The following is an 18,350-nucleotide window of genomic DNA, read 5'->3' on the forward strand; positions in this document are numbered from 1 at the left end:
ATGGAAATAGCGTCTCTGGATTTGGGCCTGATTGCCCTGATAACGGCGTTTCTGGCGGGCATGGCTTCGTTTTTGTCCCCCTGTGTCTTGCCTTTGGTTCCCGGCTACCTGTCCTATCTGGCCGGGGACGGCCAGGTATATACCCAGGTCAAGCGCAGCCAGTTACTGGGCCGCAGCGTGTGCTTTGTTGCCGGCTTTTCGCTGGTGTTCATTGCCTTGGGGGCCAGCCTGTCTTACCTGGGCCAGCTCTTGATGGCCTACCGCTATGAGTTGAATGTGGCGGCAGGCGTGATGGTGGCCTTAGCCGGTTTGAGTGTGATGGGTGTGCTGCGCATGCCCATGAGTCTGCAACGGTACTACCGTTTTGAGTCCGGTAAAGCGGCGGGCCCCGGTGGCGCAACGCTGATGGGGCTGGCATTTGGATTTGGCTGGACTCCCTGCATCGGCCCGATTCTGGCTGGCATTCTGATGATGGGGGCCAGTACCGCCAGCGCAGGCAAAGCCAGTATCCTGCTGTCTGTATATGCGTTGGGCCTGGGTGTTCCCTTCATTCTGGCCGCGTGCTTTTTGACGCCCTTTTTGCAGCGCATGACGCAAATTCGCACGATTGGACGCTATGTGCGTTGGGGTGCGGGTCTGGTGTTGATTGTGATGGGCTGGGCCATGGCAAGCGGTGAACTGGCCCGTTTTGCGATCTGGGTGCTCAAAACATTCCCGGTGTTAGGACAACTGGGCTAAGCCTTCGTCCGCCGGGAGTCCGTGCAGGGACTCCTCTGTGCTCAGGACGCAGTGCGGCGTCACTTTACGGCGGCATTGCCGCCATCCGCGAACAGGGCTGATCCGGCAACAAAACTGGACAAGGGGCTGGCCAGAAAGAGCGCAGCGGACGCAATTTCGTCTGCTTGGGCGATGCGCTTCAGGGCATGCAGCCCCGCTGCCCATTCCTTGGTGCTGGGGTCTCCGGCTATGTCTGTATCGGTGCCGCCAGGCAAGAGGGCATTCGCCCGTATGCCTTGAGCCGCATAGTCAGCCGTAATGCCTTTTACCAATCCCATGAGTGCGGCTTTTGAAGCCCCGTAGGCCGCCATGCCAGGAAGGCCCGCGCTGGTGCCGACAAAGCTGGAGGTGAAAATCAGTGAACCGCTGCCACGCGTGAGCATGGCCGGAATCTGGCTGCGGGCCCCTAGAAAGGCTGCGGTCAGATTGGTCTGGAGTGTGTGTTGCCATTCCTCAGGGCTTATCGCCACCAGAGGTTTGAGGGGGCCGATGATGCCGGCGTTATTGACGGCGATGTCCAAACCGCCGAATCGGTTCAGGGCGACTGCAACCAGCCGCTCATGGGTTTGGGCCTGAGTAATGTCGCCGACCACCAGCTCGACCTCTCCGCCATCGTGCCGGATGGTGCTGGCAAGTTCCTCAAGCAAGGCACCACGTCTTGCCGTCAGAACCAGTGCCGCCCCGTGGGCCGCAAACATCAGTGCCGTGGCGCGTCCGATACCCGACGATGTCCCCGTGACAATTGCCACTTTGCCATCCAGTAAAGCCATTTGTGAAACCTCCCACTGGGTTCATTGAGAGCTCACATCGTAATGATCCTGAGCTCGCGCGGAACTCCGTTTCTTGTTCTCGAATTCGGCAGGCTCAAGGCGTGAAGGAGACGGTTCGCATGACAGGCCTGGTGGCCGTGGCGTCGTGTTGTTTGGCAGGTATTGCAAGCGCGGGTATCTGTCCTGAGCGAGGGAGCCGCAGTTGCCGGGCAGTTGGCCCGTCCTCAGTCTTGTGCCTCGCGGCGCAGCAGCTCGCGTTTGCGTTCCACGCCCCAGCGATAGCCTGCCAGATCGCCGTCGCGTCGTACGACGCGGTGGCAGGGAATCGCGACCGCAAGGTGGTTGGAGGCGCAGGCCTGGGCCACGGCGCGTACTGCCTTGGGTGAGCCGATGCGATCAGCAATCTCGGTATAACTGGCCGTAGCGCCGGGTGGGATCTCGCACAGCGCACGCCAGACACGTTGCTGAAAGGCGGTGCCTTGCACATCCAGGGGCAAGTGCAAACCGATCGACGGGTTCTCGACAAAACCGACCACCCGGGCGATCAATTGCTCGAACTTAGCGTCGCAGCCAATCAGTTCGGCTTTGGGAAACTGGTCTTGCAGGTCGCGCAGCAATTGCTCGGGGTCCTCACCCAGCAAGATAGCGCAGATGCCGCGCTGGCTCTGAGCGACCAGGATGGCACCCAGCGAGCATTGGCCCACAGCAAAGCGGATGACGGCCCCGGCGCCACCGGCCCGGTAGTCGCGCGCGCGCATGCCCAGCAATTGACCGGAGGCCTCGTAAAACCGGCTGTTGGAATTGAATCCACTGTCGTAGATCGCATCGGTAATGGAGGTGTTTGGGCTGCTCAGTTCTTCGCGCAGTCGGCGTGCCCGGGCGGCCGAGCTGTAGGCTTTGGGCGTCAGACCGGTTTCTGCCTTGAAGAGTCGATGAAAGTGAAAGGGGCTTTTGCCAACTTGCGCGGCCAGCTCTTCCAGTGACGGTGGGGTGTCCGAGGCCTCGATAAGACGGCAGGCGCGTGCGACAAGGGCCGCCCGCTCGGCGGCAGCGCTGCTCTGGTCTTTACTGGGATGACGGCTGCAACGGTAGCCGGCCGCCTCAGCCGCGTGGGCAGAATCGAAGAATTCAACGTTTTCACGTTTGGGCAGCCGACTGCCGGCACTTGGGGGACAGTACACGCCCGTTGTGCGCACGGCATAGACAAAATGGCCGTCGGCGGCGGCATCCCGCGCTTGTACGGCCGCCCAGCGCTGCTCGTCGGTTTCGTAAGCAAGGTCCGTCTTCATGGCAAAAGCCCTGTCAATGTTGATGACGACGCCAGAATACGCGGGTCTTTCATCGCCAGCACTCCGATTCTTGCGGTCAACGGCAGGTACCTCGGCCAAGGTGGCTGTTGTGATGCCAACCTTGCCAACAGGTGTTCTTGCTCCAGGCAGAGCACAAAGGCCGGTTGATACCGGCCTTTGTGGTGTGAATGCGTGGGCTGTGCGCCCGGCGCTGTGTGTTTACACCGGGCTGGGCGTGTAACCCGCTTCTTCAATCACTTTCAGGGCTTGTGCGCTATCCAGACCCTGCACGGTGACCTGATGTTTTTCCAGGTCCGTGCTGACCGTGGCTTGAGGCGCAACGGCCTGAATGGCCTCAGTGATGCTGCGTACACAGTGGCCGCAGGTCATGTCGGGAACAGAAAAGGTGGACATGGCTGACTCCTTGGATAAAAACAATGAAGCGAGCTTAAGGCTTGCCACAGGGGCAAGGTCAAGCCCTGTTTCCTAAAACAGGGCCGGTGCCATCAGACGGATCTGGTCAAGTTCCGGATTGCCCAGCCATTGAATTTGGCTGCTGTCCAAACCTAAGCCTGCTTCCTTGTTCTCCACGAACGCACCCTGGGTCAGGGTCTGCTTTTCCGTATCCATCAGAACGACATAGCTGGCACGGGGGCAGTCATGTGGTTTGCAGCCGGAAAAGACTTGATAGTCGCGTCCATCCAGAGAAACGGTTTGGCCTGGTGAGGCGGTGCCGAAGTCCTTGACCCAACTGGCATTGTTGGCCACGTCCTGCATCAGCTTTTGGTATTGCTGGGCTACGTGCGGATTGGACTTGGCCAGATCTGCCAGATAAACGGATTCCGGGGACTGTGCATGGCTCAGAAAGGGAAGGAGCAGGGCGCTGCCCAGGACCAGGCGGCACAGGGAATGGGAAATACGCATGGGATCTCCAAGAATGAGGCGAGCGCCCAGTTTAGCAGCCGACCAGCGGCGATACTGTTAACAAAATCAAGGAAAACGTGCATAAACGACGGTGTCCGCAGTCGTTATAGTGCTTATCCGTCCCTGCGATTGGCACAGGTTCGTGTTTCCTGTCGCATGAGCAGGATTTCGAGGAGGTGTAGGTAAAAACCACAGCTTGCCAGCAAAATTGTTTCATAACTAAACTATTTATAAATGAACGGTTGGCATGGTTGCATTTGTGGTTCGATCTGCTGTGCATCTTAGATAAAGACAGCCTATAAGCGCGGTGGCGCAAGGAGATAACATGAAAGGTATTGCATTGACCGTGGCCTTGGCTGCGGCTTTTGGCGGTTCTTTGGCTCAGGCCGAAACCATCAAGGTGGGGATGGCAATGGACACCTCGGGTCCGTTTGCTGCCGTGGGGGGCGAGGTTCGTGACGGTTTCAATCTGGCCATCAAGCAACTGGACGGCAAGCTGGGCGGCTTTCAGGCCGAGTTCATCCAGCAGGATATGGCCGGTAATCCCGACCAGGCCCGCCAGTTGGTCAATCGTTTCGTGCAGCGTGACAAGATCGACTTCTTTACCGGGCCTGTCGGCTCCAACGTGGCGCTGGCTGTCGCTCCTGCTCTGTTCTCGGCCAAGGTGCCTTACCTGACCAGCAATCCAGGCCCCAGCCAACTGGCCGGCGCAGGCTGCAATCCTTATTTCTTTGGGGTGTCCTATCAGAACGATGCGTTTGACGAGGCGGCCGGCAAAGTGGCGGCAGACCGCAACTACGAGAAGATGTTCATCATTGCTCCTGACTATCCAGCCGGCAAGGATCATCTGAACGGTTTCAAACGTGGGTATGGCAAACCGGTCAGCGATGAACTCTACACCAAGCTCGGTCAGATCGACTACTCGGCAGAGCTGGCCCAGATTCGTGCCGCCAAGCCTCAGGCTGTGTTTTTCTTTCTGCCCGGCGCCATGGGCATCAACTTCATCAAACAGTTTGTGGCGGCTGGCCTGAACAAAGATGTGGTCTTGCTGGGCCCGGCTTTCTCGGGTGACGAGGACATTATCCCAGCCGTGGGCGAGCCGATTTTGGGCATGCTCAATACTGCGCAGTGGTCGCCTGATCTGGACGTTCCGGCCAACAAGACCTTTGTTGAGGAGTTTCGCAAAGCCTACGACGGTCGTTACCCCTCGGTGTATGCCGCGCAGGCCTATGACGTGATTCTGGCGATCGATGCCGCAGTCAAGCAAGTGGACGGCAAAGTCTCGGACCGTGAGGCGGTGCTCAAGGCATTGAAAGCGGCCGACTACAACTCGGTGCGTGGCCCCTTTACCTACGGCAACAACAACTTCCCTATCCAGGCTTATTACCTGCGTGAAGTGGTCAAGGACCAGGATGGACGTCTGGTCAACCGTATGGTCAGCAAGGTGTTTGACTCCTACCAGGACGTCTACGCCAAAGATTGCAAACTTAATTAAGATTCACAGGTGGTAAAAGCATGTCGCTCATTCTGATTAGCGAGCAATTGCTGAATGGTTTGCAGTTTGGTTTGATGTTGTTTCTGATTGCCGCGGGCCTGACATTGGTCTTTGGCATTATGGATATCATGAACCTGGCCCACGGCTCCCTCTATATGGCGGGAGCCTATGTGGCCGCGGAAACCATGCAGCGTACAGGGTCTTTTACCGCCGCCATTGTGGTGGCGGTGGCAGTGACAGCCCTGGTCGGTATTGCCCTGGAAATTCTCATTCTGCGCAAGCTGGTCACTCGTGACCACTTAGCTCAGGTACTGGGAACCTACGCCGTTATTTTGATCGCCAACGATGTGGTCAAAATGATTTGGGGGCCAACCCCCGTAATGTTGAATATGCCCGCCTTGTTGTCCGGACCGGTAGAACTCTTGCCTGATTTCCTCTATCCCGCCTTCCGTCTGATGATTATTGCGGTTGGTCTGGTGATGGCGCTGGCCTTGTATGCCTTCGTGACCAAAACACGAGCCGGTGTGCTGGTGCGGGCAGGCGCCTCCAACCGGCAGATGGCCACCCTGATGGGTGTGCGGGTGCCTATTTTGTTCCTGGGCGTGTTCACGCTGGGCGCCGCCTTGGCTGCGCTGGCCGGTGCGCTGCTCGGCCCGATTACCGCGGTTCAGATCGGTATGGGCGAGGATATTCTGATCCTGGTTCTGGTCTGTATCGTGATCGGTGGGATCGGCTCGATTCGCGGCGCTTTTGTGGGCGCTCTGCTGGTGGGGATGGTCGATACTGCTGGCCGTGCGTTCCTGCCCATGTTGCTGCGTAATATCTTCCCGGCTGACGTCGCTTCCAGCGTCGGGCCTACGATTGCTGCCATTTCGATTTACGTTCTGATGGCGGTGGTTCTTGTTTTCCGTCCTTCGGGCCTGTTCCCGGCGCGAGGTTAATGTATGTCTACTTCGCGTATTTTGTCGGCCCTGGTGCTGCTGGCTTTGCTGGCCTTTCCCTTGATTGCACCGATGTATGGGCTTGAGTTCTACATTTCGTTTGTTCGCCGCATTTTTATCTATGCCCTGGCGGCCAGTGCCTTGAATTTGGTGCTGGGCTATGGCGGGATGGTGGCGCTGGGTCATGCCGCCTTTTTTGGGGCAGGGGCCTACACCGTCGGTATTCTGGCCACAGAAGGTGTGCAAAGCGGTCTGGTCGCCTGGCCTGCTGCCATGCTGATCTCCGGTCTGCTTGCGTTCCTGACGGGGGCGGTGTCGCTGCGTACCCGTGGTGTGTACTTCATCATGATTACCCTGGCCTTTGCCCAGATGATCTTTTATATGTTCATCTCCTTGCGCCAGTACGGGGGTGAGGACGGCCTGAATATGTATAGCCCCTCGTCGCTGCCCGGAATCGATCTGAGCAATGACCTGAGCTTTTACTACCTGGTTCTGGCTATCCTGCTTGTGGTTCTGTTCCTGTTCAACCGTCTGGTCAATGCCCGTTTCGGACAGGCCTTGATGGGCACCCGTGAAAACGAAAGTCGCATGACGACCCTGGGTTACCCGGTCTATCGCATCCGTTTGACGGCGTATACCCTGAGTGGCGCCATCATGGGCCTGGCCGGCGCCTTGCTGGCGAACCACAACCTGTTTGTCTCGCCCAGCCTGATGAACTGGACCCAGTCGGCCGACCTGATCATCATGGTGCTGGTCGGAGGGATTGGACTGTTGTATGGCGGTGCGCTGGGGGCATTCGTGATGTTGGTGCTGGAAGAAATCCTGCGCAACTGGACGGAGTACTGGCATATGCCGCTGGGTATTTTGTTGCTGCTGGTGGTGTTTTTCGCACCCAAAGGACTGGCCGGACTGGTACGTGTCCGTTCGGCTGCTGATCCGGCAACGGCCGCCAAGGAGCAAGCATGACGAACACGATAGCCGCCGCCAAGGCGGGCAGCGGCACAGCCGCTTTGCAAGCCCGTGGTCTGATGAAGCGCTTTGGTGCTTTGCAGGCTACCAATGATGTTTCCCTGGATCTGGTTCCCGGTGAAATCCATGGTCTGATCGGCCCGAATGGGGCCGGTAAATCGACCCTGATTCACTTGTTGTCGGGTACCCTGAGCCCGGACTCGGGGCAACTCTTGCTGGGAGGGCGCGATGTGACGGCCCTGTCCGGTCACCAGCGCGTTGCCGCTGGGCTGGCACGGTCCTTCCAGATCACGAATATCTTCAAGAACTACACGGTACTGGATAACTTGGTACTGGCCCTGCAGGCCTGTAGTGGCAGCAGTTTCCGCTTCTGGCGTGCGCGGCAGACGGAAACCGAGCTGTATGAACAAGCCCGTGCCCTGGCTGCCGAATGCGCCATTGATGCCTCGCTGCTGCATACCCAGGCCGGTGTTTTGCCGCATGGCGAGCAGCGCAAGGTGGAGTTCGCCCTGGCCTTGGCCAGTCGGCCGCAAGTCCTGTTGCTCGATGAGCCTATGGCAGGCATGGGGCCGGACGAAACGCTGCGTTTGACCGAGCTGATCGAGACCATGCGCGGCAAGGCCACCATGTTGCTGGTCGAGCACGATATGGAGGCGGTGTTCCGCCTGGCTGACCGGATCTCCGTGCTGGTGGCTGGCCACATTATTGCGACTGGTACTGCGGCCGAGATCCGCGACAACGAGGCGGTGCGCCAAGCTTATCTGGGCGACGATGACACGCCAGCTCCAACCAAGGTGGAAAGCCATGCTTGAAACGACTCAATTACAAAGTGGCTATGGCGCCAGTCAGGTGCTGTTTGGGGTAGATCTGTTCATTCGCAGCGGTCAGGTAGTGACAGTGCTGGGTCGCAATGGCATGGGCAAGACCACCTTGCTGAAAACCATTCTGGGCCAGTTGCCCGTGCGCGGCGGCGATGTGAAGTTCGACGGCCAGTCCATTGCAGGCTGGAATCCGGACCGTATCGCCCGGGCCGGTATCGCCATTGTGCCTGAAGGGCGTCAATGCTTTCCCAATCTGACGGTGGCCGAGCACCTGACGGCCTTTGCCTGCAATCGCAACCCCAAGGCGCACAAAACCTGGACGCCTGAACGTGTCTATGATTTTTTCCCGCGTCTGCGGGAGCGTGCGTCCAATATGGGCAATCAGCTCTCGGGTGGTGAGCAACAAATGCTGGCCATTGGCCGTGCCTTGGTCACCAACCCCAAGCTGCTGATTCTGGATGAAGCATCCGAAGGTCTGGCGCCCAAGGTACGTGAGGAAATCTGGAACTGTCTGGCCGTGTTGCGTGAAGAAGGGCAGACCATCTTGCTGATCGACAAATATGTCGAGCGCCTGATGGCCTTGTCGGATCACCACATTATTCTGGAACGGGGCAAATTGGTCTGGCAGGGAAATTCTGAGGCACTGGGAGCGGACCGCACGTTGTGGACACGCTATCTGGGCGTGTAAAAAACACAATTTGCAATAATTGTCCTCAAACCGCCTGTTCATGCACAGGCGGTTTTTTTTGTCTCAGACTTTGGAGTTTCATAGGAGCGGCTTGTCAGGCAGGGGGACTTTTCACCGAAAGTTCCCTAACGATCTGAAGAAAGATTCTTTCCTTGCGATGTATCAATGTGTAATGAAATGGCATTCCTTACGATGTCCATAAGGCCAGCAGGGTTATGCGTCCTACCCGGACTCCTTACTGGCAGGAAGCTCTGTCATCCCATAAGGAAGTTGTTATGAAATTACGCCTGTTCACTCTCTCTGCTCTGGCTGCCGGTTTGTTGCTGGGCACTGCCGCGCAGGGCCAGGAAAATGAACCTGTACAGCCCATCCCTGCCGCCGTTGTCACGGACCCTGCACGGGTGGAGCTGGGTAAAAAGCTGTGGTTTGAGCCCCGTTTGTCACGCTCGGGTTTTATCTCCTGTAATTCCTGCCACAACCTGAGCATGGGGGGCACGGACAATATCCGCACCTCTATTGGGGATCGCTGGCAGGAAGGCCCGATCAACTCACCGACCGTCCTTAACTCCAGCCTGAACCTGGCCCAGTTCTGGGATGGTCGAGCCAGCGATCTGAAAGAGCAGGCCGGCGGCCCCATTGCCAACCCGAAGGAAATGGCATTTACACATGAACTGGCCATGGAGTTTCTGAGCTCGATCCCCGAGTACAAGGCCGAGTTCAAGCAGGTATTTGGCAAGGACGATTTCGGTATTGATGAAGTCACCTCGGCGATTGCGGCGTTTGAAGAAACCCTGGTGACCCCGGACTCCCGCTTTGACTTGTGGTTAAAGGGTGACAAAAAAGCCATTACAGATCAGGAACTGGCCGGTTATCAACTGTTCAAAGGCAGTGGCTGCGTGGCTTGTCACAATGGTCCCAACCTGGGCGGCACCTCTTTCCAGAAAATGGGCCTGGTCGAACCCTACCAGACCACGAACCCTGCAGAAGGTCGTGCAGCTGTAACGGGCAAGGATGCCGACCGTTTCAATTTCAAGGTGCCCACGTTGCGTAATGTGGAGTTGACCTACCCCTACTTCCATGACGGCGCGGTCAATACTCTGACCGAAGCGGTCGACACCATGGGCCGGCTGCAGCTGGGACGCAGTTTCACTGCGGAAGAAAATGCCCAGATCGTGGCGTTCCTGAAAACGCTGACGGGCAAGCAGCCTGAAATCACGTTGCCTATTTTGCCCCCATCGCGTGACAACACACCCCGTCCGGTGCCATTTGGTTCCTGATAGGGAGCTGTTCCGCGGCGGCCGCTAGTGATCCGGCGCCGCCTGTACGACTAACCCAGGACTTGGAAGCAGTTTTCCAAGCCTGGGTTTTTGCTGTTGGGCGCGGATTGAGGGTCCGGTTCTGCCCTCCGTCCAGCAATCCCCTGTTGCTATTGTTGATGCTCACTCAGTCAGGTCAAAAAAATAGTACCATTTAGATACTATTTAAATGACTGGAACCATCATGAGTCGCATTGTCCTGTTTGAGAACATTCATCCTAGCGCCCGTGAAGTTTTTGAGGCGGCGGGCTTGACCGACATTCAGACCTACAAGGGAGCCTTGTCGGGTCAAGAGCTGCTGGAGGCTGTCAAAGGCGCAGAAGTTGTGGGCATCCGTTCCCGCACTCAGTTTGACCGCCGGGTGCTGGAACAGGCAGACCAGCTCAAAGTGCTGGGCTGCTTTTGTATCGGGACCAACCAGGTGGACCTGGAGCAGGCTCAAAACCGCGGTGTCCCGGTCTTTAATGCGCCGTTCTCCAATACGCGCTCGGTTGCCGAGCTGGTGCTGGGTGAGGCCATCTTGTTGCTGCGTCGTATCCCCGAGAAAAACCTGCGTGTGCATCAGGGCTTTTGGGACAAAAGCGCCGATGGTGCCTTCGAGATTCGCGGCAAGACGCTGGGTGTGATTGGTTACGGCAATATCGGCTCTCAAGTCGGCACCTTGGCAGAGGCCTTGGGTATGCGTGTGCTCTATCATGATGTCGAATCCAAGCTTCCTCTGAGCAATGCGCGTGTTTACGGCAGCTTGAAACAGATGCTGGCTGAATCTGATGTAGTGACCTTGCACGTTCCCGGTGGCCAGGGAACGCAGAACATCATGAATGCCGAGACCATCGCGGCCATGAAGCCGGGTTCCATTCTGATCAACGCATCGCGCGGTACGGTCGTGGACATTGATGCCTTGCATCAGGCGCTGGTCAGTGGCCATCTGGCAGGGGCGGCGCTGGACGTTTTTCCAGTCGAGCCGAAAAGCGTGGACGAGCCCTTGAAGAGCCCGTTGATCGGTATGCCCAATGTTATTTTGACACCGCATATCGGCGGTAGCACGCAGGAGTCGCAAGAGAATATCGGCCGTGAAGTGGCGGAAAAGCTGGTCAGTTATCTGCGCAGTGGTGCGACCAAGGGGGCCGTGAATTTTCCGGAGGTGTCGTACTACGACATCCAGGGGGCGGTTCGTTTGCTGCATGTCCATCGCAACGTGCCAGGGGCGATGGGCAGCCTGAACAATATTCTGGCTCAGCACGGCATTAACATCACTCGTCAGCAACTGCAAACGCAGGGCGAGTTGGGCTATGCCATGACAGACCTGGATCGTGTGCCTGATCAGGAGGTGCTCGATGCAATCCGCGCGCATCCCGGCACGGTTCGTAGCGATTTGATTTTCCCGGCGTAAGACGAGCCCTTAGATCGTGAAAATGGCCCCGGATTCCAAGGAATCCGGGGCCATTTGCCACCTGCTGCGCTGCCACCTGCTGCGCTGCCACCTGCTGCGCTGCCACCTGCTGCGCTGCCACCTGCTGCGCTGCCACCTGCTGCGCTGCCACCTGCTGCGCTGCCACCTGCTGACTAGCGCTCTCCTGTGTGCCCGCTCAGGCGGAGTGTAGGGACCGGGTTGGCCAGGCGATGGTCTGTTCGGGGCTGCTGCCCGGAACAATAATGTCACGCAGGGTGTAATTGTCCAGATAGCTCAGGAACTGGACCAGGGCCTGCTTGAGAATGCTGCTGAGATTGCAGCGCCCACTCAGAATGCAATGGGTGCCGCTGCCCAGGCATTCCACCACGGCAAGATCTGTTTCGGTGTAACGGACCAGCTCGCCCAGATTGATGTCATCGGCAGGGCGTGCCAAGCGCATCCCACCATTTTTTCCTCGCTGCGTCTGAATCCAGCCGCCCTTGGCAAGCAGATGGGTTACTTTCATCAGGTGGGCCTGGGAAATCTGGTGGTACTGGGCAATTTCCGCGATGGTGCAGAGCCTGTCTTCATTCTGGCCCAGATACATCAATTGACGCAGGGCATAATCGGTAAGATTGGTCAGACGCATGATCAGGGCAGTTGCAACTCTGTGGCTACTTGGGTGGGGTTGTGCTGGAACTGGTAGCCAAACCAGAAGCTGCGGGCGATGCGCTGGGCATATTCCAGTGCCAGCTCGGCCATGGCCCGGTTTTCACGCTCCTGGCAGGTTTCTTTGAACAGACGCAACCATTGTTCAAAGTGACTGGCTTGAATGTGTTGGAGCGACAAGTGCTTGGCCATCGGGTTGCCATTGAAGCCGTCTGTCTTGAGCAGCAAGGAGGACCAGAACTCCTCCATGACGCCCAGATGCGTATCCCAATCCTTGATGCGTTCTGAAAAAATCGGGCCAAGAACATCGTCCATCCGGATACGGTCATAGAAATCCCAGACCAGATCATGAATTTCCTGGCGGGTACATAAAGGATTGAGAGCCATAATATTTTGAATTTAAAGATATATATTTTATCTATCTTATTGGCAGCGCTCGCCGGGGTCAAGCCGGAAAGGAAACATCTGGTTTACACACATTGCTGTGCTTGATTTCACGCAGATTCAACGCCTGTGTCCCTACACTCGACTGCAGTTTCAGAAGTGTAGATGTAGCGTTCTGAACGCTTGGCCGGTTAAGCCGGCAGGGCAAAGGTGGATCAGGTTTTGAACAGCGTTCTTTATAAAACACAAGTATCACGGAAGGTAAATTGCACTAGGCGGGCTGGCAAGCTACGATTACTTTTTGTTGGCTGAATCCTATTTTGTTACAACATGGTGCGCTAGGAATAATGATTACAAAAAGACAGGCCCAAACGCTTTCTTGCGTCATCCCTGGTTTGAATGAAGCAGAAAACCTGCCCGCTTTGCTGCCGGTTCTGGTGGCGAAGTTGCGCGAACTGGTCCCGGATTTTGAAATCATTTTCGTCGATGATGGCAGCACGGACGCAACCCCGTTGGTGGTTGAGCAGTTGCGGCAAACCTATCCTCAACTGGTGTATCTGCAGTTATCCCGCAACTTTGGCAAAGAAGCGGCGTTGACGGCAGGTCTGGAGGCCAGTCGCGGGCAGGTCGTGGTGTGTATGGATGCGGATTTGCAGCATCCCCCCGCCTTGATTGAAGCCATGTTGGAGCGTTGGTCCACGGGTCTGGAAATGGTCTATGCCGTGCGCGAAACCCGCGATGATGAGACCTGGATGAAGCGGGCTGGCACCAGCTTGTTCTACAAGCTCATGCGTACGTCCAATGGCTTGCGGGTGCCACGCGACGCGGGGGATTTTCGCCTCATGGATCGTTGTGTGGTCGATGCCTTGTTGGCCTTGCCCGAGCGCAGCCGTTTCATGAAAGGCTTGTTTGCCTGGGTGGGCTTTCCTTCCGAACCTATTTATTACTCGCCTGCGGAGCGTCTGCATGGTGTTAGCCGCTTTCGTCCTGCAAAGTTGTTGCGCTTTGCCGTGGACGGTCTGACGGCCTTCACCACCTGGCCGCTGCGCTTGCTAAGTTTGCTAGGTGCGATACTGGCCATGCTGTCATTCAGTTATGGCTTGTTCATTATCTTTAAGCATTTGCTCTATGGCGATGCGGTGCGGGGCTGGGCCAGTTTGATTACGGTGGTGCTGTTTTTTGCCGGCGTGAACATGCTGTCGCTGGGTGTGGTGGGCGAATATGTCGCCAGCATCTTTGCCGAGGTCAAAAACCGGCCCTTATATCTGGTTCATCGCCGTCGGGGGCAGGGCTTGTCCTCCGTTCCCGTGCCGTCGCAAAGCCAGGAGCCGAACGCCTCCCAGCGTCAGGCTCCATCAGGGGATTGAAGGTGATTTTTGCCGTTTAATGGGCAAAATGCCGTCAAATGTAATTGAACGCTACAACGATATTCTGATTCATGTCGACAGCCACGACAGTGGCTGCCTCACTCTCTTGGTTTGACCGTGAACGATGAGTATCGATAATTCATTTTCCCCTTCTGGCGCAACGGTCCCACATGGGCAGTCTGATGGGATGGCCTGCTGGCTGCGCCGTGGCGTAGAGCGCCTGGGTACGCTGCCCAGCGCCTGGGTGGGACTGCTCGCACTGCTGTGGTTCGCTCTGACGCTGGGAGTCTACCCCTTGCTGATTCCGGACGAAGGACGCTATGTGGGTGTTGCCCTGTCCATGCTGGAGTCCGGTGACTATCTGGTGCCGCGTCTGGATGGTTTGCCTTTTTTTCATAAGCCACCGCTGCATTACTGGCTCACCGCCTTGAGTCTGAAAGTGCTGGGCGTCAATTTTGTCGGCGCCCGTCTGGTCCCGGCCCTGATGGCCGCGCTGCTGATTGCCGGAATGCATGCCTTTTTGAAGCGTCATGCCAGTCGGCAACATGCCGCCTGGACGGCTTTGATCCTGACCAGCAGTCCTTTGCTGTTCGGCGCTTCCCACTACGCCAATCTGGATATGACAGTGGCGGCCTTGATCAGCAGCTGTGTGCTGCTTGGTGCACATGCCGCCTTGCAAATGGAGCAGGGACGCGCCTATCGGCTGGCATTGATGGGACTGTATGTCATGGCGGGTCTGGCCTTTCTGGCCAAAGGCCTGATCGGGATTCTGATTCCCGGTGGCGTGCTGGTGTTCTGGTTGCTGGGGCGTGGTCAGTGGCGCGTCTTGCTGCGGCTGTTTTCCTGGACCGGCCTGGGCCTGCTGGCATTGGTGGCCACGCCCTGGATGTGGGTCATGCAAGCCCGCTATCCGGGATTTTTCGACTATTACATCGTCTACCAGCATTTCCAGCGCTTTCTGGAAACGGGTTTTAACAACCCGCAACCCTTCTGGTTCTACTTCGCCTTGATGCCGGTGGCCACCTTAGGGTGGACGCCCTTTTTGTTCCGGCGGGGCCGAGGCGCCGACCACACGCCGGATGGCTTGGGGGCGGTACGGGGGCTGATGTTGTCGGCTTTGCTGACGGTCCTGATTTTTTTCTCCATACCCACGTCCAAGCTGCTGGGCTATGTGCTGCCCGCCATGGGGCCCTGGGCTTTTTTTCTGACCGATGGTCTGATCCGCCAAAGCCAGCGGGAGGGGGAAGCGAAAGTAGCGCGTTTTGCTGTCGGGAGTGTGGCGGTTTGCCTCACGGTCTGTCTGGTCGCGGTATTGACCATGGTGCTACGTCCACAGGTCAATAGTCAGGCCTTGGGCCGCGTTCTTGCCGCCCAGTACCACAAGGGAGATCGTATCGTTTATCTCAATGACTACCGCTACGATCTGGGGTTTTATGTACCGGGCATGTCGAACGTCAGTGTGATGGGCCGTTGGGATGATCCGGAGATCATGCATACGGATAGCTGGCGTAAGGAGCTAGTGGAAGCGGCCCGTTTCGAGCCTCATCGCGGGGCGCAGATCTTGATAGACCGGCCAACCCTGCGCCAGCAGTTGTGCCGGGACCGGGCAGCCGTAGTGTGGCTGATCGGTGCGCCTGACGCGGTGCGCCAAAGCCAGGTGCTCAACCATGCCCAGCGCCTGTATGATGACCAGCGCATCGCCTTGTGGCGCTTTGATAGCGATGAGTACGAGCTTATGTGCGGCGAAACGCCCACAGTCGCCCAGCCAGAAATGTCAGCACCGCCAGGCCAATAAGAATCAAGCCCAGCAGCAGGTCGTAACGCAGGCCGGAGTGATTCAGCAAGAAAGCGTAGCTGGCTTCGTTCACGGCGAAGCCAGCAGCCGACACCAGAAAAAAACGGGATAGCGCGGGCAGGAAACGGGCATTCTGGGACCGGAAGGTCAGCCAGTAATGGCCACCAAATGACACCAGAAAGGCAGTCAGCCAGCCAAAAAGATTGGCCAGCAAGGGCGACAGGCTCAGCGTTTGCACCAGGGCGATTACAATCCCCCAGTGCGTGAAGGCGGCCAGGGTGCCGACCAGAATGAACAGAATGATTTGACGAGACATAAAGCGAAAGCGGAGCGAGCGGTGGCCAAAGACAGGCAGATCAGTATATGCGCGGATGATTTCGGCATGGCCCAGGCAGTAGACGAGGCCATCTTGAGCTTGGCCCAGGCCCGGCGCCTGACAGGAACCTCCTGCCTGGTCGATGGGAACAGCTTTATACAAAATGCTCCAGCGCTGCGTCAGAGTACCTTGCAAAAAGGCTTGCATCTGAATTTTACCGAGTTTGCCGGACAAGCGGGTGTTTATGCGATGCCGCTCAAGCAGGTCATTATTCGCAGCCTGCTGAATCGTCTGGACAGCCAGAAGATCAAGGACAGCGTGGCCCGCCAGCTGGATAAGTTTGAGCAGGTCATGGGACAGGGGCCTGACTACATTGATGGGCACCAACATGTGCATCAGCTACCCATGATTCGTGAGGCCTTGTTGGCCGAAGTGGAGCGTCGCTATGCCGCCCGCTTGCCCTGGCTGCGCTATACCGGCGCTGATCGACTGGCAAGCGGCTTTGCGTTCAAGGACCGATTCAAGGCACGGATTATTGCGGCCCTCGGTTCCAGCCAGTTGTCACGCTTGGCCCGGGCCCGGGGGATCACCTTGAATACCGGCTTTACCGGTGTGTACGATTTCCAGGGAGGCAGGCAGCGCTACGGTGAACTGGTCAGGGCCTGGCTGGCTGTCATGCAGCATGGAGACAGCATGATGTGCCACCCCGCGCTACGCAGCGTGCCTGATGACCCGGTGGGCGCACAGCGGCTGGCGGAGTATGAGGTGCTCGCCAGCCCGCAGCTGCAACAATGGCTGGATCAGTACAGTCTGAGAATCGCCTGAACCGGGTTGCTAGACTTGGGTGGCAGGCAGGCTGTGGCTGCCTTCTCCCAGGCTGCGCTGCATGATGACCACATCAATCCATTGCTGGAATTTATAGCCCACCGCCGGTTGGGTGCCGACATGGGCAAAGCCCAGTGAACGGTGCAATGCGATGGAGCCCCGACTGTCATGGCCGGCGATAATAGCCACCATTTGTCGCCAGGGACCTTTTTCGCACTCCATCACCACTTGTTCCAATAGCGCCTTGCCCAGGCCTTTGCCAATCTGCCCCTGAGCCAGATAGATGGCGTTCTCTACCGTGAAGCGGTACGCAGGGCGGGATCGGTAGCTGGTGGCATAGGCATAACCGACGATTTGCCCATCCAGTTGTGCGACCAGCCAGGGCAGGCCCAGCTCCTGCACCTGGGTAAAACGGCGACGCATTTCCTGTTCGTCAGGCGGGCTTTGTTCGAAGGTCGCCGTACTGTGCAGCACATGATAGGCATAGATGGCTTGCACCGCCGCCATGTCTTCCAGACTGGCGGGGCGGATCAGCAAGGTGCTGGCCTGGCTGCCTTTAGGCAGGGACGAGGCGAAAGGGGCTTGCGTACTCTCGGGGGGGAACATACTATTTTTCCTTTGAACTGATTTAGTTTATCCCGACTTCAGGAGTGTCTATGTCCTTTCCACACCAGTTTTTGACCGAGCAATTGGCCGTCGCCCCTCAGTTGTCGGGAGAGGACATGCAAGCGGTAGCCGATGCGGGCTTCAAAAGCGTTATTATCAACCGGCCTGACCTGGAGGGCGGCCCCGATCAGCCTTTGTCAGCTGATGTGATGAAGGCCGCTCAGGCAGCAGGCTTGCAGGTAGAGTATCAGCCGGTGGTCGGTAGTGCCATTACCCCTGCTGATGTTGCCCGTTTTGGCCAATTATTGGAAGCCTTGCCAGCCCCGACCCTGGCCTATTGCCGCACCGGCACACGTTGTGCCGTATTGTTTCGCGCATTGAACGAAACCTGACCTGGCTCAAGGTTCAGGTGTTTATCCGCTTGTCCTGCGTCTGTAAGCAGCGCTAAGCTATCTGTCTCCATTCAAAGGGGTTATGCCATGTTCAAGAAAATTCTGATTCCAACTGACGGTTCCGAGCTCTCCTCTCAGGCAGCCAACAAAGGCGTGACCTTTGCCCGCCAAATGGGAGCCGAAATTCTGGCTTTGCACGTGACGCAGCCGTTTGCCGCCACGGTGGGTTTTGATGGTATGGCCGCGGCTTACGCCATCACCGACGAAGACTACGACAAAACCGCCAAAGAACAGTCACAAAAATACCTGCAGCAGATTTTGGATCGTGCCGAAACCGCGGGTGTAAAGGCGACCGGTAAATCCGTGTCCAACTTTAACGTGGCCGACGGTATTGTGCAGGTCGCCGAGCAGGAAGGGTGTGATCTGATTTTTATCGGCAGCCACGGCCGCAGCGGTCTGTCCCGCCTGTTGCTGGGCAGTGTCACCATCAAGGTGTTGAACATGGCCAAAAACACTGTACTGGTGTATCGCGTCAAAGAACACGACTGATCGTTTTCAGGTCCCTAAAAAAACCCGCCCAGGCGGGTTTTTTTATCTTCACAGCCTGCCGTGG

General features: G+C 57.4%; 21 protein-coding genes. 13 read left to right on the top strand and 8 right to left on the bottom strand.

The features are described from left to right. The gene (locus VF694_RS05325; protein WP_003803783.1) at positions 1-738 is read left to right on the top strand and encodes a cytochrome c biogenesis CcdA family protein; all 738 of its coding nucleotides are present in this window, start codon (positions 1-3) and stop codon (positions 736-738) included. Between the two features lie 59 nt (positions 739-797). Here VF694_RS05325 and VF694_RS05330 read toward each other — a convergent pair whose 3' ends face one another. The 4 genes from VF694_RS05330 to VF694_RS05345 form a co-directional block, all read right to left on the bottom strand. Continuing rightward, positions 798-1,547 carry an SDR family oxidoreductase gene (locus tag VF694_RS05330; RefSeq protein WP_440163876.1) on the bottom strand — a complete coding sequence of 250 codons (750 nt, stop codon included), beginning with the start codon at positions 1,545-1,547 and terminating at the stop codon, positions 798-800. A gap of 224 nt (positions 1,548-1,771) precedes the next feature. Further along, positions 1,772-2,836 (bottom strand): bifunctional DNA-binding transcriptional regulator/O6-methylguanine-DNA methyltransferase Ada, encoded by a 1,065-nt coding sequence (gene ada / locus VF694_RS05335; RefSeq protein WP_131071290.1) that lies wholly within the window; start codon positions 2,834-2,836, stop codon positions 1,772-1,774. 219 nt (positions 2,837-3,055) lie between these two features. Next, positions 3,056-3,250: a heavy-metal-associated domain-containing protein gene (locus VF694_RS05340; RefSeq protein ID WP_003803780.1), complete on the bottom strand. Its 195-nt coding sequence runs from the start codon at positions 3,248-3,250 to the stop codon at positions 3,056-3,058. Positions 3,251-3,322: 72 nt separating this feature from the next. Beyond that, a complete protein-coding gene (locus VF694_RS05345; protein ID WP_003803779.1) occupies positions 3,323-3,760 on the bottom strand; it encodes an Ivy family c-type lysozyme inhibitor in 438 nt (145 codons plus the stop codon). Positions 3,761-4,085: 325 nt separating this feature from the next. On the opposite strand from VF694_RS05345, the gene VF694_RS05350 reads away from it, so the two are divergent. The 7 genes from VF694_RS05350 to serA all read left to right on the top strand — a co-directional run bounded on the left by VF694_RS05350 (position 4,086) and on the right by serA (position 11,383). Next, the gene (locus VF694_RS05350; RefSeq protein ID WP_440163877.1) at positions 4,086-5,255 is read left to right on the top strand and encodes an ABC transporter substrate-binding protein; all 1,170 of its coding nucleotides are present in this window, start codon (positions 4,086-4,088) and stop codon (positions 5,253-5,255) included. A gap of 20 nt (positions 5,256-5,275) precedes the next feature. Further along, complete coding sequence (locus VF694_RS05355) at positions 5,276-6,196, top strand: branched-chain amino acid ABC transporter permease (protein ID WP_003803777.1); 921 nt, start codon at positions 5,276-5,278, stop codon at positions 6,194-6,196. Between the two features lie 3 nt (positions 6,197-6,199). Then, positions 6,200-7,162: a branched-chain amino acid ABC transporter permease gene (locus tag VF694_RS05360; RefSeq protein ID WP_003803776.1), complete on the top strand. Its 963-nt coding sequence runs from the start codon at positions 6,200-6,202 to the stop codon at positions 7,160-7,162. After that, positions 7,159-7,977 (top strand): ABC transporter ATP-binding protein, encoded by an 819-nt coding sequence (locus VF694_RS05365; protein WP_003803775.1) that lies wholly within the window; start codon positions 7,159-7,161, stop codon positions 7,975-7,977. The genes VF694_RS05360 and VF694_RS05365 overlap by 4 nt, the downstream gene beginning before the upstream one ends. Beyond that, a complete protein-coding gene (locus VF694_RS05370; RefSeq protein ID WP_003803774.1) occupies positions 7,970-8,674 on the top strand; it encodes an ABC transporter ATP-binding protein in 705 nt (234 codons plus the stop codon). Before VF694_RS05365 ends, VF694_RS05370 begins: the two co-directional genes overlap by 8 nt. A gap of 275 nt (positions 8,675-8,949) precedes the next feature. Further along, positions 8,950-9,951 (top strand): cytochrome-c peroxidase, encoded by a 1,002-nt coding sequence (locus VF694_RS05375; protein ID WP_003803773.1) that lies wholly within the window; start codon positions 8,950-8,952, stop codon positions 9,949-9,951. A 223-nt stretch (positions 9,952-10,174) separates the two neighbouring features. Beyond that, on the top strand, positions 10,175-11,383 hold the full coding sequence (gene serA / locus VF694_RS05380) for a phosphoglycerate dehydrogenase (protein ID WP_003803772.1): 1,209 nt from the start codon (positions 10,175-10,177) through the stop codon (positions 11,381-11,383). A 196-nt stretch (positions 11,384-11,579) separates the two neighbouring features. On the opposite strand, the gene VF694_RS05385 is transcribed toward serA, so the two are convergent. Together VF694_RS05385 and VF694_RS05390 are read right to left on the bottom strand one after the other, a co-directional pair. Then, positions 11,580-12,032 (bottom strand): RrF2 family transcriptional regulator, encoded by a 453-nt coding sequence (locus VF694_RS05385; protein WP_219235654.1) that lies wholly within the window; start codon positions 12,030-12,032, stop codon positions 11,580-11,582. A 2-nt stretch (positions 12,033-12,034) separates the two neighbouring features. Then, complete coding sequence (locus VF694_RS05390) at positions 12,035-12,439, bottom strand: group III truncated hemoglobin (RefSeq protein ID WP_003803768.1); 405 nt, start codon at positions 12,437-12,439, stop codon at positions 12,035-12,037. Positions 12,440-12,783: 344 nt separating this feature from the next. Here VF694_RS05390 and VF694_RS05395 point away from each other — a divergent pair, with 344 nt between their 5' ends. Together VF694_RS05395 and VF694_RS05400 are read left to right on the top strand one after the other, a co-directional pair. Beyond that, on the top strand, positions 12,784-13,803 hold the full coding sequence (locus VF694_RS05395; protein ID WP_003803766.1) for a glycosyltransferase family 2 protein: 1,020 nt from the start codon (positions 12,784-12,786) through the stop codon (positions 13,801-13,803). Between the two features lie 124 nt (positions 13,804-13,927). After that, positions 13,928-15,598 carry an ArnT family glycosyltransferase gene (locus VF694_RS05400; protein WP_237714450.1) on the top strand — a complete coding sequence of 557 codons (1,671 nt, stop codon included), beginning with the start codon at positions 13,928-13,930 and terminating at the stop codon, positions 15,596-15,598. Here the strand turns inward: VF694_RS05400 and VF694_RS05405 are convergent. After that, positions 15,537-15,914, bottom strand: coding sequence for a GtrA family protein (locus tag VF694_RS05405; protein ID WP_039943765.1), 378 nt, complete (start codon positions 15,912-15,914; stop codon positions 15,537-15,539). The genes VF694_RS05400 and VF694_RS05405 overlap by 62 nt on opposite strands. A gap of 66 nt (positions 15,915-15,980) precedes the next feature. On the opposite strand from VF694_RS05405, the gene VF694_RS05410 reads away from it, so the two are divergent. After that, entirely contained in the window at positions 15,981-16,739 is a 759-nt protein-coding gene (locus VF694_RS05410; protein ID WP_100214885.1) for a ChbG/HpnK family deacetylase, read from the top strand. Between the two features lie 9 nt (positions 16,740-16,748). On the opposite strand, the gene VF694_RS05415 is transcribed toward VF694_RS05410, so the two are convergent. After that, positions 16,749-17,345, bottom strand: a complete 597-nt coding sequence (locus VF694_RS05415) for a GNAT family N-acetyltransferase (protein WP_426345529.1) — start codon at positions 17,343-17,345, stop codon at positions 16,749-16,751. A 50-nt stretch (positions 17,346-17,395) separates the two neighbouring features. Here VF694_RS05415 and VF694_RS05420 point away from each other — a divergent pair, with 50 nt between their 5' ends. Together VF694_RS05420 and VF694_RS05425 are read left to right on the top strand one after the other, a co-directional pair. Continuing rightward, complete coding sequence (locus tag VF694_RS05420) at positions 17,396-17,737, top strand: TIGR01244 family sulfur transferase (RefSeq protein ID WP_003803759.1); 342 nt, start codon at positions 17,396-17,398, stop codon at positions 17,735-17,737. A gap of 87 nt (positions 17,738-17,824) precedes the next feature. Further along, a complete protein-coding gene (locus VF694_RS05425) occupies positions 17,825-18,286 on the top strand; it encodes a universal stress protein (protein WP_003803758.1) in 462 nt (153 codons plus the stop codon). Positions 18,287-18,350 lie beyond the last annotated feature (64 nt).

Source organism: Alcaligenes sp. Lyrl_28, from assembly GCF_051948705.1.
Classification (GTDB): domain Bacteria; phylum Pseudomonadota; class Gammaproteobacteria; order Burkholderiales; family Burkholderiaceae_B; genus Alcaligenes; species Alcaligenes ammonioxydans.

Excerpts from the sequence above, each read along its gene's own strand:
- VF694_RS05355 (WP_003803777.1), top strand. The coding sequence starts at position 5,276 with ATGTCGCTCATTCTGATTAGCGAGCAATTGCTGAATGGTTTGCAGTTT.
- VF694_RS05425 (WP_003803758.1), top strand. The coding sequence starts at position 17,825 with ATGTTCAAGAAAATTCTGATTCCAACTGACGGTTCCGAGCTCTCCTCT.
- VF694_RS05375 (WP_003803773.1), top strand. The coding sequence starts at position 8,950 with ATGAAATTACGCCTGTTCACTCTCTCTGCTCTGGCTGCCGGTTTGTTG.
- VF694_RS05405 (WP_039943765.1), bottom strand. The coding sequence starts at position 15,914 with ATGTCTCGTCAAATCATTCTGTTCATTCTGGTCGGCACCCTGGCCGCC.
- VF694_RS05365 (WP_003803775.1), top strand. The coding sequence starts at position 7,159 with ATGACGAACACGATAGCCGCCGCCAAGGCGGGCAGCGGCACAGCCGCT.
- VF694_RS05400 (WP_237714450.1), top strand. The coding sequence starts at position 13,928 with ATGAGTATCGATAATTCATTTTCCCCTTCTGGCGCAACGGTCCCACAT.
- VF694_RS05420 (WP_003803759.1), top strand. The coding sequence starts at position 17,396 with ATGTCCTTTCCACACCAGTTTTTGACCGAGCAATTGGCCGTCGCCCCT.
- VF694_RS05330 (WP_440163876.1), bottom strand. The coding sequence starts at position 1,547 with ATGGCTTTACTGGATGGCAAAGTGGCAATTGTCACGGGGACATCGTCG.
- VF694_RS05345 (WP_003803779.1), bottom strand. The coding sequence starts at position 3,760 with ATGCGTATTTCCCATTCCCTGTGCCGCCTGGTCCTGGGCAGCGCCCTG.
- VF694_RS05385 (WP_219235654.1), bottom strand. The coding sequence starts at position 12,032 with ATGCGTCTGACCAATCTTACCGATTATGCCCTGCGTCAATTGATGTAT.
- VF694_RS05370 (WP_003803774.1), top strand. The coding sequence starts at position 7,970 with ATGCTTGAAACGACTCAATTACAAAGTGGCTATGGCGCCAGTCAGGTG.
- ada (WP_131071290.1), bottom strand. The coding sequence starts at position 2,836 with ATGAAGACGGACCTTGCTTACGAAACCGACGAGCAGCGCTGGGCGGCC.
- VF694_RS05360 (WP_003803776.1), top strand. The coding sequence starts at position 6,200 with ATGTCTACTTCGCGTATTTTGTCGGCCCTGGTGCTGCTGGCTTTGCTG.
- VF694_RS05340 (WP_003803780.1), bottom strand. The coding sequence starts at position 3,250 with ATGTCCACCTTTTCTGTTCCCGACATGACCTGCGGCCACTGTGTACGC.
- VF694_RS05410 (WP_100214885.1), top strand. The coding sequence starts at position 15,981 with ATGGCCCAGGCAGTAGACGAGGCCATCTTGAGCTTGGCCCAGGCCCGG.
- VF694_RS05350 (WP_440163877.1), top strand. The coding sequence starts at position 4,086 with ATGAAAGGTATTGCATTGACCGTGGCCTTGGCTGCGGCTTTTGGCGGT.
- VF694_RS05325 (WP_003803783.1), top strand. The coding sequence starts at position 1 with ATGGAAATAGCGTCTCTGGATTTGGGCCTGATTGCCCTGATAACGGCG.
- VF694_RS05390 (WP_003803768.1), bottom strand. The coding sequence starts at position 12,439 with ATGGCTCTCAATCCTTTATGTACCCGCCAGGAAATTCATGATCTGGTC.
- VF694_RS05395 (WP_003803766.1), top strand. The coding sequence starts at position 12,784 with ATGATTACAAAAAGACAGGCCCAAACGCTTTCTTGCGTCATCCCTGGT.
- serA (WP_003803772.1), top strand. The coding sequence starts at position 10,175 with ATGAGTCGCATTGTCCTGTTTGAGAACATTCATCCTAGCGCCCGTGAA.
- VF694_RS05415 (WP_426345529.1), bottom strand. The coding sequence starts at position 17,345 with ATGTTCCCCCCCGAGAGTACGCAAGCCCCTTTCGCCTCGTCCCTGCCT.